This window comes from Streptomyces sp. NPDC052020, from assembly GCF_040680575.1.
In the GTDB taxonomy this organism is placed as follows: Bacteria; Actinomycetota; Actinomycetes; order Streptomycetales; family Streptomycetaceae; genus Streptomyces.
The window spans coordinates 19,552-36,699 of the sequence record NZ_JBFAWY010000004.1 but is presented as its reverse complement, the minus strand read 5'-3'; the positions used below and the strand labels follow the sequence as shown (position 1 = coordinate 36,699).

At 72.7% G+C, this 17,148-nt stretch carries 13 protein-coding genes and 1 pseudogene; 5 read left to right on the top strand and 9 right to left on the bottom strand.

Features of this window, described 5'->3' with window-relative positions:
• Positions 1-367: 367 nt before the first annotated feature.
• From AB0L74_RS04845 to AB0L74_RS04810, 8 genes and pseudogenes are all read right to left on the bottom strand, one after another.
• Complete coding sequence (locus AB0L74_RS04845) at positions 368-1,141, bottom strand: calcium-binding protein (RefSeq protein ID WP_365645619.1); 774 nt, start codon at positions 1,139-1,141, stop codon at positions 368-370.
• Between the two features lie 189 nt (positions 1,142-1,330).
• Positions 1,331-1,855, bottom strand: a complete 525-nt coding sequence (locus tag AB0L74_RS04840; RefSeq protein WP_365645617.1) for a DoxX family protein — start codon at positions 1,853-1,855, stop codon at positions 1,331-1,333.
• A 232-nt stretch (positions 1,856-2,087) separates the two neighbouring features.
• Positions 2,088-2,603 (bottom strand): lytic polysaccharide monooxygenase auxiliary activity family 9 protein, encoded by a 516-nt coding sequence (locus AB0L74_RS04835; RefSeq protein WP_365645615.1) that lies wholly within the window; start codon positions 2,601-2,603, stop codon positions 2,088-2,090.
• A 127-nt stretch (positions 2,604-2,730) separates the two neighbouring features.
• Positions 2,731-3,042 (bottom strand): annotated as a pseudogene (locus AB0L74_RS04830) (hypothetical protein); the annotation flags it as partial.
• A gap of 164 nt (positions 3,043-3,206) precedes the next feature.
• Positions 3,207-5,588, bottom strand: a complete 2,382-nt coding sequence (locus AB0L74_RS04825; RefSeq protein ID WP_365645613.1) for a glycoside hydrolase family 3 N-terminal domain-containing protein — start codon at positions 5,586-5,588, stop codon at positions 3,207-3,209.
• Positions 5,585-6,415 carry a carbohydrate ABC transporter permease gene (locus tag AB0L74_RS04820; protein WP_365645611.1) on the bottom strand — a complete coding sequence of 277 codons (831 nt, stop codon included), beginning with the start codon at positions 6,413-6,415 and terminating at the stop codon, positions 5,585-5,587. The genes AB0L74_RS04825 and AB0L74_RS04820 overlap by 4 nt, the downstream gene beginning before the upstream one ends.
• Positions 6,412-7,368, bottom strand: coding sequence for a sugar ABC transporter permease (locus AB0L74_RS04815; protein ID WP_365645610.1), 957 nt, complete (start codon positions 7,366-7,368; stop codon positions 6,412-6,414). The genes AB0L74_RS04820 and AB0L74_RS04815 overlap by 4 nt, the downstream gene beginning before the upstream one ends.
• A 5-nt stretch (positions 7,369-7,373) precedes the next feature.
• Positions 7,374-8,678, bottom strand: coding sequence for an extracellular solute-binding protein (locus AB0L74_RS04810; protein ID WP_365645608.1), 1,305 nt, complete (start codon positions 8,676-8,678; stop codon positions 7,374-7,376).
• Between the two features lie 138 nt (positions 8,679-8,816).
• Here AB0L74_RS04810 and AB0L74_RS04805 point away from each other — a divergent pair, with 138 nt between their 5' ends.
• The gene (locus AB0L74_RS04805) at positions 8,817-9,839 is read left to right on the top strand and encodes a LacI family DNA-binding transcriptional regulator (RefSeq protein ID WP_365645606.1); all 1,023 of its coding nucleotides are present in this window, start codon (positions 8,817-8,819) and stop codon (positions 9,837-9,839) included.
• Between the two features lie 646 nt (positions 9,840-10,485).
• On the opposite strand, the gene AB0L74_RS04800 is transcribed toward AB0L74_RS04805, so the two are convergent.
• The gene (locus AB0L74_RS04800) at positions 10,486-11,574 is read right to left on the bottom strand and encodes an endo-1,4-beta-xylanase (protein ID WP_365645604.1); all 1,089 of its coding nucleotides are present in this window, start codon (positions 11,572-11,574) and stop codon (positions 10,486-10,488) included.
• 339 nt (positions 11,575-11,913) lie between these two features.
• Between AB0L74_RS04800 and AB0L74_RS04795 the strand changes: the two genes are divergently transcribed.
• The 4 genes from AB0L74_RS04795 to AB0L74_RS04780 all read left to right on the top strand — a co-directional run bounded on the left by AB0L74_RS04795 (position 11,914) and on the right by AB0L74_RS04780 (position 16,919).
• The gene (locus AB0L74_RS04795; RefSeq protein WP_365646028.1) at positions 11,914-13,278 is read left to right on the top strand and encodes an endo-1,4-beta-xylanase; all 1,365 of its coding nucleotides are present in this window, start codon (positions 11,914-11,916) and stop codon (positions 13,276-13,278) included.
• A 246-nt stretch (positions 13,279-13,524) separates the two neighbouring features.
• Positions 13,525-13,923 carry a hypothetical protein gene (locus AB0L74_RS04790; protein WP_365645602.1) on the top strand — a complete coding sequence of 133 codons (399 nt, stop codon included), beginning with the start codon at positions 13,525-13,527 and terminating at the stop codon, positions 13,921-13,923.
• Positions 13,920-15,701: a caspase family protein gene (locus AB0L74_RS04785; protein WP_365645600.1), complete on the top strand. Its 1,782-nt coding sequence runs from the start codon at positions 13,920-13,922 to the stop codon at positions 15,699-15,701. Before AB0L74_RS04790 ends, AB0L74_RS04785 begins: the two co-directional genes overlap by 4 nt.
• Before the next feature lie 153 nt (positions 15,702-15,854).
• The gene (locus AB0L74_RS04780; RefSeq protein ID WP_365645598.1) at positions 15,855-16,919 is read left to right on the top strand and encodes a biotin/lipoate A/B protein ligase family protein; all 1,065 of its coding nucleotides are present in this window, start codon (positions 15,855-15,857) and stop codon (positions 16,917-16,919) included.
• Positions 16,920-17,148: the final 229 nt, after the last annotated feature.

The following is a 17,148-nucleotide window of genomic DNA, read 5'->3' as shown; positions in this document are numbered from 1 at the left end:
GAGGGTGACGGCGACGTGTGCTCGGTTCGCGTCCGGCTTCTCCCTCAGCCGGCCACGCGAGGTGATCCCGAGCTTCGGGAGGACGCGGCAGAGGTGCGCGCCGATCGTCCGCGGTGACGGATACCGCGGCCGGTCCTCCCGCGCCCCGTACGGCCCGTCCCCGAGCCAGTGGCGCGGCACTCACGGCGGTGCTGTGCCGCCCGGCCGGTAAGGCGGCATCCGGCGTGCGGGGCCGGCCGTCGTGGCCCCGTGCTTTCCGCTCGCCGCTTCTGTTGCCCGGAAGTGCCCAGGACGGGAGATGACCGGCAGGGGTCACGGGCGGGACTCGCGCGGCAAGGACAGGGCCTCCAGGGCCCGGGGGGCGCGCCTACCGCAGGACGGCGTCGCGGCCCGGGCCGCCTTCGACGGTGTCCTGCCCCGGGCCGCCGCTGACCAGGTCGTCACCGCCCTCGCCGTGCAGCGTGTCGTCGCCGGGGCCGCCGAGGACGATGTCGCGGCCGTCCCCGCCCAGGGCGTGGTCGTCGCCCGGGCCGGCGTACACGACGTCCGCACCCTCGTACGCCTCGATCATGTCGTCGCCCCGGCCGCCCCACAGCCGCTGGCCGCTGTCGTCGCCCATCAGGTGGTCCATGCCGTCGCCGCCGTCCAGGACCGCGCGTCCCATGACCATGTCGTCCCCCGCGTCGCCCCGTACCGTGTGCGCGGTGTGGGCGTGCAGTTCGTCGTCGCCGGGGCCGCCGCGGACGGTGGCGACCGCGGGATCGCTGGTGACGATCGTGTCGTCGCGGTCGCCGAGGAAGACGTCGATCCTGTCCGGCCGGGGGCTGCCGGTGGGCAGTTCGCAGACGACGAAGGTGTCGTCCCCGGGTGCGAGGTACGCGCAGTGGTCGCCGGGTTCGAGCGGGACCGCGTCGCGGAAGCCGATCCGCCGGATGCCGGCGCCGAGATCCATCGGGATCACGTGGAGGTCGTTGGCCTGCCCCGCGGCGGCGGTGAAGACGACCGACTGTGCCGCCCAGTCGGCGCCGACGCGGGCCTTCGCCCCGGTGGCGGCGGGGGCGGCGGCTGCCGGGGCGGCGGCGAGACCGGTGGCGAGCAGGGTCACGGCGACCGCGCGGGCGGTGGCTCCGTGTCGATTCATGGGACCTCATCTCGATGGGGCGCGACCGGTGGGCCGGCCTGCTGGCGGGGTGGCCGCCGGGGAGCCGGCGGGCGGTCGTGACGGCGGCGTCCTCGTCTCGTGGCCGCCCCTTACGGGCGGGGGCGGTTCGCGGGGTGTTCGGGGCGGGCCACCGCGCCACGGCCGGCGCGCTCCGGTGCCCGGACGTCCTCACGGCGGCGCGGCCCGGCCCCACTCGTCGGCCGCCACCACGAGGCAGGCCGCGACCAGGACGACGTTCTTGATGATGTACTGGCCCTCCAGGGTGGGGACCGGCGCGTCCCCCTGCCACATCTCCCCGGGGAGCAGCAGGAGCGCGGAGAAGACTCCGGCCATGTGGGCGAAGAACCCCACCAGGGCCACGCGGAGCAGCACTCCCGTGACGAGGCCGAGGCCGATGGCCGTCTCACACGCCGCCAGCACCCGCAGCACCGCGTCCGGCGGCAGCAGGCCGAGGGTGAGCTTGGTCGCGGCCCGTACGGCGACCCCCTCGGCGGGGCTGGCCGCGGGGAAGAACTTCAGGACGCCGAAGAAGAGGAACACCGTGCCCACGCAGACCCGGAGGAGCCCCGGGCCGCGCCGCTGGACCCGGGCGGCCAGGGACCGGGCCGCCCGGGTGGCCCGCCCGCCGTCCCCGGTTCCCTCACGGGCGATCCCCCGAGGGCGGCACAGGTTTCGCTCGCCGGTTCTCTCCACCGCCGCACCCACCCTTTCGCACGTGCTCGTACGCGGTCGTCCGAGAGCTCCCGGCCGCCGCCGGACGGCCGGGAGGGGAGGAGGCACCCGGTGCCCGGAGCGGGCGGCGCACCGTCCGCTCCGGGCACCGGGACAGAGGGCCGGCCCCTACCGGGCCGGTGCGTCCCGGCAGGGCCGGTGCGTCCCGGCAGGGCCGGTCCGTTCCGGCAGGGCCGGGTGGTGCGGCGCCGCGTCAGCTCACGTTCACGTCCACGCAGGCGTAGAAGGCGTTGGCGGTGTCGGCGATGTTCCACACGGCCAGTACCTTCTGCTTGCCGGTCAGGCTGCCGAAGTTGACCTGGTGGGTGACGGTCTCGCCCGGCCGGGCGCCACCGTCGTTGAACTCCGCGATCTTCCGGCCACCCGCGTAGTACTGCCAGGTGCTGGTGGCGTGCCGTGCGGTCAGCCGCCAGTTGAAGCTGGTCGTCCGGCTGACCGGGGTGACCCTCCAGCCCTTGCTGTCGTTGTCGAGCTCGGCGAAGCGGGCGTTCCCTCCGCTGCAACTCATCAGGCCCTTGGGGCCCTCGACGCTCTGCGGCTCGTACTTGATGGAACCGCAGGAGACCAGGCCTGCGGCACACTGCGCCTGCCGGCTGGGGGGCGAGGATATGTAGCCGTGCGCGCTCGCGCTGCCGGCCGGCAGGCTCACGGCCAGGAGCGGGGCGATCCCCGCGCCGATGGCGGCGGCCAGCATCTTCTTGCTCTTCATGACGACTCCTGGTGTGGGGGTTCGTGCCCGCCCGCCCTGAGGCCAGACAGGCATGAGCATGTCAAGCAGCGGCTCCATGGCCGTGGGGAACGGTCAGGGGCAGCGACGGAAGCTTACCCCGCTTGGTCTAGACCAAACCAGTACTCGGGCACGACCGCTGTGTCCGACCGCCGGGGGCCGGTCTCCCGAGCACGAACGGGAGCCGGGCGGCCAGTGCGCCGAGGGCGGCCTCCCCGGCGCGGGCGAGGGCGCGCCGCCTGGTGCCGGTCAGCAGGGCGTCCTTGTCGGACAAGGCCGGGGGGAACGCGGCCGCGGCGATCTTCTCCGGCAGGGCGCGGGACCGGGCGAGCCCTTCGGCGGGCGGTTCCGGCGCGCGGGGGAGGTGAGCTGTCAGGTCGAGGGGGTGCGGCGTGCATTCCGGGACGTAGGCGCACAGGTAGTGCCGCACCAGGCAACGTTCGCCCCGTCGCGGCACCAGTGCGGTGCCGCGAGGGCGACCAGCGCGAGGCCGGCCGCTCCCGGGGGCCTGTGGAGGGACGTCTCCGCGGGCGTCTCCGGCCGGACCGGACCGGGGCGGGGTTCCGGTCCGGCCGGGGACGCGTCTCATGCCCGCGGTGCCGGCTCCTGGCGGAAGGACGCGTGGAAGGCGCGCGTGTGGTCCACGTGGCGGGCGCGGCCGGTCAGGGTGACCGTCGCCGTCAGGCGGGGGTCGGTGCTGGAGGCGGCCAGGCGCAGTTCCAGCGCGCCCGGCTCGACCACGCGCCGCCCGTCGCGCCCGGTGAAGGAGGCGAGGTCGGCGGGGACCGTGACGTGTACCCGCCGGGCCTCGCCGGGGGCGAGCGGCACCCGGGCGTAGCCGATGAGCCGCTGCACCGGCTGGACGACGGAGGCGACCGGGTCGTGCAGATAGAGCTGGACGACCTCGGTGCCGTGCCGTTCGCCGGTGTTGCGGACGGTGCAGGCGAGCAAGAACGCGCCGTCGGTGGGCGCCTCGCCGGCCTCCACGGAGAGGTCGCTCCAGTCGAACGTCGTGTACGACAGGCCGTGCCCGAAGCCGAACGCGGGCGTGGGGTCGATGCTGGACACCTCGCTGGCGTGCGCGAGGCGCGCGCCGAGGTAGGTGGCCGGCTGGGCACCCTCGCCGCGCGGCACGCTGACCGGCAGCCGTCCGCTGGGTTCGGTCCGGCCGCTGAGCACCCCGGCGATGGCCGCGGTGCCTTCGACGCCGGGGAAGAACGACTGGACGATCGCGGCGGCCTCGGTCAGGGCGCGGCCGAGCGCGTAGGGCCGTCCGGCGAGCAGCACGGCCACCACCGGCTTGCCCGTGTCGAGCAGGGCGTCGAGGAGCTGCCGCTGGGCGCCGGGCAGGGCGAGCGACTCGGCGTCGCAGCCCTCGCCGCTGGTGCCGCGGCCGAAGAGCCCCGCCCGGTCGCCGAGCACCGCGATGACGACGTCGGCCTCCTCGGCGGCCCGGACGGCGTCGGGGATACCGGAGACGTCACCGTCGTCGACGCCGGTGCCGCGTACGGCCGTCAGCTCCGCGTCGGGGAACTCGCCGGCCAGCGTGTCGCCCAGGGTGGGCAGGTCGATGCCGACCGGGGTGCCCGGGTGCTGGACACCGACGTGCCGGGGGAAGGAGTAGCAGCCGAGGACGGCGGTGGGCTCGGTGGCGTTGGGGCCGACCAGCGCGATGCGACGGGGCCGGCGCAGGGGCAGGGTGCCGTCGTTGGCGAGCAGCACGACCGCTTCCTCGGCCACGGTCCGGGCCAGGGCCCGGTTGCCGGGCGTGTCGAGGTCGATGGTGCCGCGCAGGGCGTCGGGGTCGTCGACGTCGGCGCCGTGGAGGGCGGGCGGGAGCGGGTCCCAGTCCGCGTCGAGCAGGCCGAGCACCGCCTTCTGGGTGAGGACCCGGCGCAGGGCGCGGTCGATGACCGCCTCCGGCACCCGGCCCGCGCGGACGGCGTCGGCGAGGGGCTCGCCGAACGTCTTGACGGTGGGCAGCTCCACGTCGACGCCCGCCGCCAGGGCGGCGCCCGCGGCCTCGGCCCAGTCGCCCGCGACGCCGTGCAGGGTCTTGAGGAAGGCGATGCCGAAGTAGTCGGCCACCACCGTGCCGTCGAAGCCCCATGTGTCGCGCAGCAGGCCGGTCAGCAGGGACTCGTCGGCCGCCGACGGGACGCCGTCGGTGTCGGTGTAGGCGTGCATGACGGACCGGGCACCGCCTTCGCGCACGGCCATCTCGAAGGGCGGCAGCAGGACGTCGGCGCGTTCCCGGGGGCCCATGGAGGCGGGGGCGAGGTTGCGTCCGGCGCGGGAGGCGGAGTATCCGGCGAAGTGCTTGAGGGTGGCGACGACCCCGGCGGACTCCAGGCCCTGGACGTAGGCGGTGCCGATGGAGCCGACCAGGTACGGGTCCTCGCCGATGGTCTCCTCCACGCGGCCCCAGCGGGCGTCGCGCACCACGTCCAGAACGGGCGCGAGCCCCTGGTGGACGCCGACGGACCGCATGTCGCGGCCGATGGCGGCGGCCATCCGGCGGATCAGGTCCGGGTCGAAGGTGGCGCCCCAGGACAGCGGGACGGGGTAGGCGGTGGCGCCCCAGGTCGCGAACCCGGCCAGGCACTCCTCGTGGGCGAGCGCGGGGATGCCGAAGCGGTTGGCCGCGGTGATCCGGGCCTGGGTGCGGGCCAGGGACAGCGCGCCCAGGGCGGGGTCGACGGGGGCGGTGCCGAAGGGGCGGGTGAGCTGTCCCAGTCCGGTGGGCAGCAGGGCGTCGAGGTCGACGGCCTCCTCCATGTCGTGCTGGTGCGGGGCGACTTCGCCGCCCTCGTCGGAGGCTCCGACCCACACGCCGTACAGCTGGGCGATCTTCTCCTGAAGCGTCATCGCCTCGATGAGCGCGGACACCCGGGCGGTGACGGAGTGGGTGGGATCGTTCCACAGGGGAACTTCGGGGGTGGTCTCAACGGCCACGTTGGCGGTCACTTTCCTCCCACGCCCATCAGGCCCTGGACCAGGGCGCGACGGGCGAACAGGTAGACGAGCAGGACGGGGACCATGGACAGCACCACGGCCCCCAGCAGACCGGGGATGTCGATGCCGTGTTCGGTCTGGAAGTTGTACAGACCCAGGGTGACCACCTTGGTGGAGTCGGACTGGGTCAGGACGAGCGGGAACAGGAAGCCGTTCCATGCCTGGAGCGCCGAGAACACGACGATCGTGGACAGCCCGCCCCGGGACAGCGGCAGCACCAGCTGGAAGAACATGCGGCGCGGGGTGGCGCCGTCCATGGCCATGGCCTCGAACAGCTCCGGGGAGATGTCGCGCATGGCACCGCTGAGGATGAGGGCGGACATCGGCAGGCAGAACGCGGCCGTGGGCAGGATGACGCCGAGGAGGTTGTCGTACAGGCCGGCTTCGCTGATCAGGTAGAACATCGGGACGATCACGGCCTGTGCCGGGATGGCGAGGCCGAGCAGGAACAGCCGGAAGACGTGTGAGGTGACCCTGCTGCGGTTGCGGACGATGGCGTAGGCGAGCGGCGGGACCAGCAGGAGCACGATGCCGATCACGCACGCCGTGACGACGAGGGTGTTGACGAAGTACCGGCCGAAGCCGGAGTCGAAGGCGCTGGTGTAGTTGTCGAGGGTGAAGCTCTCCGGGAAGGAGAGCGGGCCGTGCTCGGCGTAGTCCGACCGGGTCCGCACCGTCGCGGCGAGCATCACGTACAGCGGCAGGCCGACCAGGAACAGCCAGAACAGTGAGCCGGCGCCGGCCAGGTAGTTGGGGCGGCTTCGCGTCCCGCGGCTCATGACACACCCTCCATGTCGCTGCGCATCTTGTCGTAGCCGGAGACGCGCACGACGATCAGCGAGATGATGGTGGCCGCGATCACCAGGGCGAGGGCGATGGCGGCGCCGGCGCCGAAGTCGAAGCCCTTGAACGCCTTTTGGTACATGTAGTAGGCGCTGATCGTGGTGTCGGTGCCCGGTCCGCCCTGGGTGAGGATGAGGACCGTCTCGAACGTGGTCAGACCGCCGACGATCATGAGGATCATGGAGGTGATGACCGAGTTGCGCAGCTGCGGCAAGGTGATGTGGAAGAACTGGCGGTAGCGGCCGGCACCGTCGATCTCGGCGGCCTGGTACAGCACCTGCGGGATCGCGCGGGCGGCGCCCTGGTAGATCAGGGTGTGGAACGGGGTGAACTGCCAGGTGCTGACGAACGCCAGCACCCCGATGGCGGTGGCCTGTTCCCCGAAGAGGTTGCCGTCGCCGAACAGCCAGGTGGCGCGGGCCGGGATGCCGAAGTTCGGGTCGAGCAGCGCCCGCCACAGCACGGACACCGCCGTCGCGGACAGCAGCAGCGGGATGAAGTAGACGACCGACAGCACCGCCCGGTTGCGCTGGTGGCCGGCGGCCCAGACGCCGAGCACGATGCTCAGCGGCGTCTGGATCACCACGCCGAGCGCGGTGAGCAGCAGGGTCAGCCAGATGCTCTTGAGCATCACCGGGTCGTCGGCCAGGCGCGACCAGTTGTCGAGGCCGACGAACTCGGGTGAGCCGAGGCCGTTCCAGCTCATGAAGGACAGCACCGCCACCATGATCAGCGGGGCGATGGCGAAGAGGGCGAAGAAGACGGTGGCGGGCAGCGCCCAGAGGAACCCGGGGCGCCCCACCCGGGCCGCGGAGGACGCCTCCGGCCGCCGCCGGGCACCCTTGCGGGGCTCGACGGCGACGGGAGCGCTCGTGATCTGAGTGGTCATGCGGTTCATTCGGTGGGAAGGGCCTGCATGGCCTTGATGAAGCCGTCGGCGTCGATCTGGCCGCTGAAGAACTGCTGCACGGCCTGGTGGATGGGCGTCATGGCCGACGGCGGGTACGCCTGGTCCCACGACAGCTGGAAGGCCGGGGCCTTCGCCACCAGGTCGTACTGGAAGCGCGAGTAGTCCGGGTCGGCCGCGGTGTCGAGGAACTTCGGGGTGTTGGTGGTGGTCGGCAGGTTGCCGATGGCCAACTGGGCCTTGACGAACTCGTCGGAGTACATGAGCTTCAGGAACTCGGCGACGGCCTCGGGGTGCTTGGTCTTCTTCAGCACCGAGTAGAAGTTGTTCGTGTTGCCGACCACGTTGGTCGGGTCGCCCTTGCCGCCCTGGACGGTCGGGAAGGCGGAGTAGCCCAGGCTGGTCTCGGCGAACTCCTTGGCGTCCTCCTGCTGCTGGGCGTAGTACCAGGAGCCCATCAGCTCGAAACCGGCCTTGCCGGAGGCCAGCAGCGCGGGCGAGGAGCCGTTGGTGTACTTCACGGAGTCGTAGTTCTTGCCGAAGGCGCCCGCGTCGACGAGCTGCTTGAGCATGCTCAGCGCCTTCTTGCTGTCCGCGCTCGCCCAGGCGTCCTTGTCGCCCTTCAGGGCCTTCTGGAACAGCTCCGGCCCGGCGACCCGGTCGTAGAGGTACTCGAACCACATCATGGTCGGCCAGCGGTCACCGGCACCCAGTGAGATGGGGGTGACCCCTTCGTCCTTGAGCTTCTTCACCGCGTCCAGCAGCTCGTCCCAGGTCTTGGGGGGCTTCACGCCGGCCTTGTCGAGCACCTCCTTGTTGTGGAAGAGGAGGATCGGCTGGGTGCCGCGCATCGGGACGCCGTAGGTCTTGCCGTCGACGACGGCGCTGGCGACGACCGAGGGCAGGAAGTTGGCCTTCAGCCCCGGGTCCTTCTCGATGAAGTCGTCCAGCGGCATCAGCAGGTCGGCCTTGACGAAGGGCTGGATGCTGCCGCCGCCCCAGTTGAAGAACACGTCCGGCGCCTGCGGCGTGTTGATGATCGTCTGCAGCTTCTGCTGGTAGTCGGCACCGGGGATGGTGTCGAGGACGGCCTTGACGTCGGACGTCTTGTTGAACTTGTCGACGATCTGCTTCTCGACCTTGTTGCTGGCGTCGCCGTATACCAGGACACGGATCTTCCCGTCACCCGACGATCCCCCGCCGTCCCCGTTGCCGCAGGCCGTCAGACCCAGGGCCAGGGCGAGCGTCGCACCGCAGGCGAGCAGCCGGGGCAACCGCACACGTGTCTTCATCGTTCGCCTTTCGAAAGTTTCGGCTCCCTCGCCGAAAGTCCATGCCGTGGGACAGTAGGTGGAGACCCGAGACGCGGTCAACGGTCCTGCGCGCACGCGGCCAAACCGTTACCCGGCAGGGTGACTTATGCTGCGCCCATGCACGATGACGACGAGGTGAGCGGCAGAGTGACCTTGGCCGCGGTGGCGAAAGAGGCGGGTGTCTCGCTACCGACAGTTTCGAAGGTGCTCAACGGCCGTTCGGATGTCTCCCCGGTGACCCGCGCCAAGGTCGAGGAGCTTCTGAAGGTGCACGGTTACCGCCGCAGGCACCACGGGGCGCCGCCCTCGCCGCTCGTCGAACTCGTCTTCCACGAGCTGGACAGCATCTGGGCGATGGAGATCATCCGCGGGGTGGAGACCGTGGCGAAGGCCAGCAAGGCGACCGTGGTGCTCACCGAGGGCGGCACCCGGCACGCGCCCGCGCCCGGCTGGATCGAGGGCGTACTGCGCCGCCGGCCGCTCGGGGTGGTCCTGGTCTTCTCCACGCTCCCCGAGGACGTCAAACGGCAACTGCGGTCGCGGTCGATCCCGTTCGTCATCATCGACCCGGCCGGCGATCCCGACCCGGACGTGCCCTCCGTCGGCTCCGCCAACTGGGCCGGCGGCCTCGCGGCCACCCGCCACCTCACCGGCCACCGCCACGAACGCGTCGCGATCATCACCGGCCCCGAGGACATGCTGTGCTCGCTGGCCCGCCTGGACGGCTACCGCTCGGCCATGGCGATGGCGGGCCTGGAGACCGACCCGCGCCTGATCCGCTTCGGCGACTTCCACGTCCAGGGCGGCTTCGCCCACGCCATGGACCTGCTGGACGGCCCGGACCGGCCCACGGCGATCTTCGCGGGCAGCGACCTCCAGGCGCTCGGGGTGCTGGAGGCCGCCCGGCTGAAGGGGCTGAGCGTGCCGGAGGACCTGTCGGTGGTCGGGTACGACGACGTCCCCCTGGCCCAGTGGTCGAGCCCGCCGCTGACCACGGTCCACCAGCCGCTGCGGCACATGGCCGAGGAGGCGACCCGCATGCTGCTGCGCCCCGACGACCCCGGCAAGGCCGCGCAGCGCATCGAACTCGCGACCCGGCTGGTGGTACGGCAGAGCACGGCACGGCGTAAGGGGGCCTGAGCCGCCCCGGGAGCGGGGCGTGGGCCCAGGGCGGCTCGGGCCGGGAGGCGGCTCGCCGGGCGGGGGAGGATGCGGCCGGGGGTGCTGCCCGGGCTGCGGTGGGGGCGGGGCCGGGGGGCCGGCGGTGCCGCGCGCGCTGGGCCGGGGGCGCGCGTCGCGCGGCGGGTGGGGCGCCTCGCGGCCTTCGGCAGTTGCCCGCCGGGCGGGGGCTCCGCCTGCCGGACGGGGCGCGGGGCGCCGTGACGGCCCTGAGCGGGCGGGCGCTCCCGGCAGTGCGGCGTCACGGCGTGGGGCGGGTCCCGGGGCGCGTGTGCGGCAGGCTCGTACGGCAGAGGGGGCGTGCTGGACGGCGTACGGCACGGAGGCGCGGACGGTACGGGCGGGCACATGGCACGGGCGCGCGGACGGCACGGGTGACGCGACACGCGGGCTCGTACGGCACGGGCGCGCGTACGGATCAGGCGGACCTACGGCACAGGCGGGCCTACGGATCGGGTGCGCGTGCGGACCAGGCGCGCGGCGCGCCGCCGCCCGGCGCGGGGACGGCGCGCCGGGCGGCGGCGGACGCGGGGGCACCCGCGAGGACCGCGGGTGCCCGGCGCCGCTCCCACGGCGCGGCGGCCCCCGGCCGGAGTCCGCCGGGGGCTCAGCGGGACGCCGCGGGCCTGGCCCGGCCCGTCAGCGCGGCCTGGAGCGCGCGGTAGGCCGGCTTCGGCCGGTAGGTCTCGTCGAGGATGTTGGCGGCGCCCTCCCCCTCGAAGGTGTCCGGCACCCAAGAGTACTTGTCGGTGAAGCCCCACACGGTGAACGAGACGCAGTGCCGTGCGCGCAGGCAGGCGTCGAGGAGCAGCCGGTAGCCCTCGGCCTGGGTGCGCAGCTTCTCGTCGTCGGCCGGCATGACCATGCGTACGTCCGCCTCCGTCACGGCGGTCTGCACCCCCAGCGCGTCGAAGCGCTGGAAGTTGGCGGCCACGCCGCCGGGCAGGCCGTACTGGATGCCGAGGTGGCCCTGGAAGCCCACGCCGTGGACGGGCACGCCCTCGGCGCGCAGGGTGCGCACCAGATCGAGCACGGCGTCGCTCTTGGGGCCGGCCCACTCGATGTTGTAGTCGTTGTAGAAGAGCTTGGCGCGCGGGTCCGCCGCGTGGGCCCAGCGGAAGGCGTCCGCGATGTAGCCGGGGCCCAGCTCGCGCAGCCAGATGCTGTCCCGCAGCGTCCCGTCCTCGTTGAACGCCTCATTGACCACGTCCCAGTGCCAGATCCGGCCCTTGAAGTGCCGTACGGTGTCGGTGACGTGCCGGCGCAGGATGTCGCGCAGCTCCTCCTTGGTGAAGTCGCCCTCGGTGAGCCAGGACGGCAGCTGACTGTGCCAGACGAGCACATGACCGCGGACCTTCTGCCCGTGCCGCTCGGCGAACCGGACGAGCCGGTCGGCCGCGGCGTAGTCGCGCTCACCCCGCCGCGGTTCGAGCGCCTCCCACTTCATGACGTTCTCGGGGGTCACGGAGGAGAACTCCGAGCCGGCGACGCGGCGGTAGGGGGCGTCCTCCGCGAGGGCCGTCATGTCGACGGCGGTCCCCACGCGCAGCCGGTCGTCGGCGGCGAGCTGCCGCAGCGGCCGGTCCGGCGCGGCGGCGGACGCCTCCGCCCCGGCCGCGGGGCCGGCGGTGGCGAGGGGGAGCAGGGCGAGGGTCGATGTCACGGCGGCGGCTGTGACGAGGCGCAGCACCTTCACGAGCGGGCACTCCTTGGTGTCTGGCGGCGGTAGGCCACGGGAGCGCAACGCGTTCCGAATGTTTCGGAGACTCCATGCGCGTCGCGCTGCGTCACCGTAAGGGCCCGCCCGCACCACGTCAACAGGGCGGCCCCAGCCGCAAATCCCGCCTCGTCGACCTCCGCCGATTCCTGTTCAACCAGTTGACCCGGCGATCGGTGGGCCGTACGTTCTGCGCAGTCGCTCGGAAACATCGCCGAAACTTTCGATAACCAGCGATGCCCCAGACGTTCATCCGCCCTCCCGCCCTCCCGGGCCTCGCCTCCAGGCGACGGCCACCCAGAAGGGGATGACATGCTCATGCTCAATACTCGTCGTACGTCTCCGCCCAGGGCTCGCCGGGCCCTGGGCGCCGGCCTGGCCGGCCTGCTCGCCCTCGGCGGACTCACCGCTCTGGCCGGGACGGCCGACGCCGCGACGACGCTCGCCTCCGCGGCGGCGGCCAAGGGCCGCTACTTCGGCACCGCCGTCGCCGCGAACCACCTGGGCGAGGCGCCGTACGTCTCCGCGCTCAACACCGAGTTCGACTCGGTGACGCCGGAGAACGAGATGAAGTGGGACGCCGTCGAGGCCACCCGCAACTCGTTCAACTTCCAGGCCGCCGACCGGATCGTCAGCCATGCCCAGAGCCGGGGCATGAAGGTACGCGGCCACACCCTGGTGTGGCACTCCCAGCTGCCGAGCTGGGTCGGCGGCCTCGGCGCCGCGGACCTGCGGTCGGCGATGAACAACCACATCAACCAGGTGATGGGGCACTACAAGGGCAAGATCCACTCGTGGGACGTCGTCAACGAGGCGTTCCAGGACGGCAGCAGCGGCGCGCGGCGCAGCTCGCCCTTCCAGGACAAGCTCGGCAACGGCTTCATCGAGGAGGCGTTCCGCACCGCGCGCGCCGCGGACCCGGCGGCCAAGCTCTGCTACAACGACTACAACACGGACGGCATCAACGCGAAGAGCAACGCCGTCTACAACATGGTCAAGGACTTCAAGGCCCGCGGCGTGCCCATCGACTGCGTGGGCTTCCAGTCCCACTTCAACAGCGCCTCCCCGGTTCCGAGCGACTACCAGGCGAACCTCCAGCGCTTCGCCGACCTCGGCGTCGAGGTCCAGATCACCGAGCTCGACATCGAGGGCTCCGGCACCTCCCAGGCCACCAGCTACGGCAACGTGGTGAAGGCGTGCCTGGCGGTCACCCGCTGCACCGGCATCACCGTCTGGGGCATCACCGACAAGTACTCCTGGCGCGCGAGCGGCACGCCGCTGCTGTTCGACTCCAACTACAACAAGAAGCCCGCCTACGCGGCGGTGCTGTCCGCCCTCGGCGGCTCCTCGGGCGGTGGCGACGGCGGCGGCAGCGGCGCCTCCTGCACCGCCACCTATGCCAAGGCCGAGGAGTGGAGCGACCGCTTCAACGGCCGGGTCACGATCACCGCGGGCGGCTCGGCCATCAGCACCTGGAGCGTGACGGTCACCCTCACCCCGCCGCAGAAGATCTCCACGACCTGGAACGGCACGCCCACCTGGGACAGTAGCGGCAACGTGATGACCATGAAGCCGAACGGGAACGGCAGCCTGGCCCCCGGGGCCTCGACGAGCTTCGGCTTCACCGTCATGAAGAACGGCACCAGCACCCCGCCGGTCATCGGGGCCTGCACGGCCTCCTGATCCCCTCCGTGGACGGCCTCCCGATGCGGTACGCCCGCGCGGGAGGCCCTTTGTTCGTGCCCGGCTCCCCGGGACCGGGCGGGGGTGGCGCCCGGGCGGGGCCCGGCCCCGCGCACGCTCCGCCGCATCCGGGGCCGGGATGATTTGCCACCCCGCCACCGGGGGGCGGAGACTGTAAGGACCCGACGTGGAGCCACCCACGATCCGCTCCGCGCCGCCCCTGGGACCATCGAAGGGGCTGAGCCGGTGGAGAACGACAACACCTTGGTGATCCTCCTCTCCGAGGAGGGAGCGGACGCCGAACGCGTGGCGGAGCGCACCGCCTACCTGCGGGAGGAATTGCTCGCCACGGACGTGGAGGAGGTCTCGGCCGCCCCCGGTGAGGACGTCCCGCCCGGAGCGCGGGCCGTGGACGTCGCCATGATCGGATCTCTGCTGGTGGGCCTGGGCAGCTCGGCCACCGCCCTCAGCCAGGTGGTGACCGTCATCCGGTCCTGGCTGGGCCGGTGCCACGAGGCGCGCCCGTCGCTGCGCCTGACGCTGGGCGACGACACCCTGGAGCTCTCGGAGGCCACGGACGAGCAGGTCACCGAGGCCTTCGACATGTTCGTGCGCAGGCACTCCGCGGCGGGAGCCCCGCCATGACCCCGTCACGGCATGCGCTGATCATCGCCAACGACCGCTACGACGAGCAGGGGCTGAAGAAGCTGCGGGCGCCCGCGCAGGACGCCACCTCCCTCGCCGAGGTCCTGCACGATCCGGAGATCGGCGACTTCGAGGTCGAGGTCGTACGCAACGAACCGGCCCACGTCATCCGCCGCCGTATCCAGGGCTTCTTCAACGACCGCCGGCGCGACGACACGCTGGTGGTGCACTTCTCCTGCCACGGGCTCAAGAGCGAGTCCGGCGAGCTGTACTTCGCCGCCAGCGACACCGAGCCCCGGCTCCTGGACGCCACGGCGGTCCCCGCCCAGTTCGTGCGCGGCTGCATGGCGCGCACGCGGGCCGGCTGCACCGTACTGTTCCTCGACTGCTGCTACGGCGGCGCCTTTTCCAAGGGGTCGTCCTCCGTGCGCGCCTCCGGGGACGTGAACGTCCTCGAGACCTTCCAGGCCGAGAAGCCGCCCAGCGGGCGCGGCTGGGCGGTCATCACGGCGTCCAACTCCATGGAGTACGCCTTCGAGGGCCCCGATCTCGCCGAGAACGCGCAGCCCCGGCCGTCGGTGTTCACCCATGCGGTGGTGGAGGGCCTGAGGACCGGCGAGGCCGATCTCGACCTGGACGGCGTCGTCTCCCTGGACGACCTGTACGACTACGTCTTCGACCACGTACGGGAGCAGAACCCGAACCAGACGCCGAGCAAGACCGTCGAGATGCAGGGAGACCTGCATCTGGCGCACAGCAAGCACCGCCGGATCAGGATCGTTCCCGTCGGTCTCCCGCCCTCCGTCAAGAGCGCGCTCGGCAGCAGGAACGCCTTCGCCCGGCTGGGCGCCGTCGCCGAGCTGCGCTCCCGGCTGCGGAACGAGTCCCTCCCCATCGCCGAAGGGGCACGTCAGGCACTGGAGGAGGTCGCGCGCAACGACATCCGGCAGATCGCGGACGAGGCGAGCAGCGCCCTGCGCGAGGTCCGCCTCCAGCCCTCCCCGGCCCGCCTGGACTTCGGCCCGGTGCCTCGGGGCTCACCCCCGCGGCACCGGACCGTGACCCTGGCCGGCCCGCCCCTGGCACGCTGCTGCGTGGCCCACGCCACGCACGGCTGGCTGCGGGTGGAGGAAACGGCCGAGGGCCTGGACGTCACCGTGGACCCGTCGGTCGAGGGGCGCCTGAGCGGTGACATCGCGCTGAAGGGGGTCGCCGCGGACGCGGTGATCCACGTCGAGGCGGTGGTGGGACCGGGGCGCGAGGAGACCCCCTCCGCCGCGGGCGGCCGCGAGTCCCCGCCGCCCGGTCATGAGCCGTCCCCGCGGGAGGTCCGGGTCGTGCCCACGCCGCCCCCGCCTCCGCCTCCTCCTCCCCCACCGCCCCCTCCCCGGCGCGGGTCCGCCCTCTCCCCCGTCCTCGCGACCACCGCGCTGGGCGCCGCCATCGCCTCGGTCATCACTCTGGTCATGGCCGCGGTGCGGGCGGTGCGGGCCGTGAAGGACCGGGTCGCCGCGGGGCCCGGAAGCGAGCTCCAGACCCATGTGGAGGCCGTCGGGATGCTCTCGCCGCTCGTCGTCTGCCTGATCACCTCGGTGGCCGCCCTGGTCCTCGGCGGGTTCGCCCGGCACGAACTGCGCGCGAGAGCCGAGCGCTACGCGGCCCGCTCGGCGGGCGCCGCCAACGCCCTGACCGCGACGGCGAAGACGCTGGCGGTCCCGGCCCTGACCCTGGCCGGGCTCATCGGCCTCGCCTATCTCGTGGCGAAGGGCCAGTGGTGACCCGCCCCGCGAGCGACATGTCGGGAATCATCCGCCCTGGTCCGGCGTTGACCGGTGACGACGTCGACCGCCGAGGAGAAACCGGTCGATGACGCACGCGTCCGAACGCGATGGCGCGCTCGGACGCAGGACTGGGAACGGAGAGACGGTCGGGTGCACGGTGAGTACAAGGTCCCCGGCGGCAAGCTGGTCGTCGTGGACGTGGAGGCCGAGGACGGTGTGCTGCGCGACGTGCGCGTGGCGGGCGATTTCTTCCTCGAACCGGACGAGGCGCTCGACGCCGTGAACCGCGCCCTGGAGGGCTCCCCGGCGGACACCGACGCGGCCGGCCTGGCCGCCCGGATCGACGCGGCGCTTCCCGAGGGGACCGTGATGTACGGGCTGACCTCGGAGGGCGTCGGCATCGCCGTGCGCCGTGCCCTGGCGCACGCCACGGACTGGACCGACTACGGCTGGCAGCTCATCCACGAGGGCCCGCAGTCCCCGGCCCTGCACATGGCGCTGGACGAGGTCCTCACCGGCGAGGTCGCGGCGGGGCGGCGACCGCCCACGCTGCGCGTGTGGGAATGGGGCGCCCCCGCCGTGATCATCGGCAGCTTCCAGTCGCTGCGCAACGAGGTCGACGCCGACGGCGCCGCACGCCACGGCGTGGAGGTCGTCCGCCGGATCTCCGGCGGCGGCGCGATGTTCGTGGAACCGGGCAACACGATCACGTACTCGCTGTCCGTGCCCGGGGCGCTGGTGCAGGGCCTGTCCTTCCAGGACAGCTACGCCTACCTCGACGACTGGGTGCTGGGCGCGCTCGGCGACATGGGGATCCGGGCCTGGTACCAGCCGCTGAACGACATCGCCACCGACCAGGGCAAGATCGCGGGGGCCGCGCAGAAGCGGATCGTGGGGCCGGACGGCGGCCCCGGTGCCGTGCTGCACCACGTGACGATGTCGTACGACATCGACGCCGACAAGATGCTGGACGTGCTGCGCATCGGCCGGGAGAAGCTGTCCGACAAGGGCGTCGGAAGCGCGAAGAAGCGGGTGGATCCGCTGCGCCGGCAGACCGGGCTGCCCCGCGAGGCCGTCATCGAGCGGATGATCGACTCCTTCCGCGGCCGGTACGGGCTGACCCGGGGCAAGGTGACGGACGAGGAGCTGTCCCGGGCCCGGGAACTGGCGCGCGCCAAGTTCTCCTCGCCCGCGTGGACGGCCCGGGTGCCCTGAGCCGGCAGCGGGCCCAGGCGCCCTGAGCCGGCGGCGAACCCTGGTGCCCTGAGGCCCGCGGCGGGCCCGGTCCGCCCCGGGCCCGCCGTCCGCGCGCACGGGGGGCCGGCCCCGCATCGGGGCGCCCGCTGTCACCGCGCCCGCACACAGCGAGAGGGCACTTCCGCCCCACCGGGACTCGTGTGAGACTGTCGTCCCCGTCCGCAGTGCGGACAGCCTCCGCACCGTC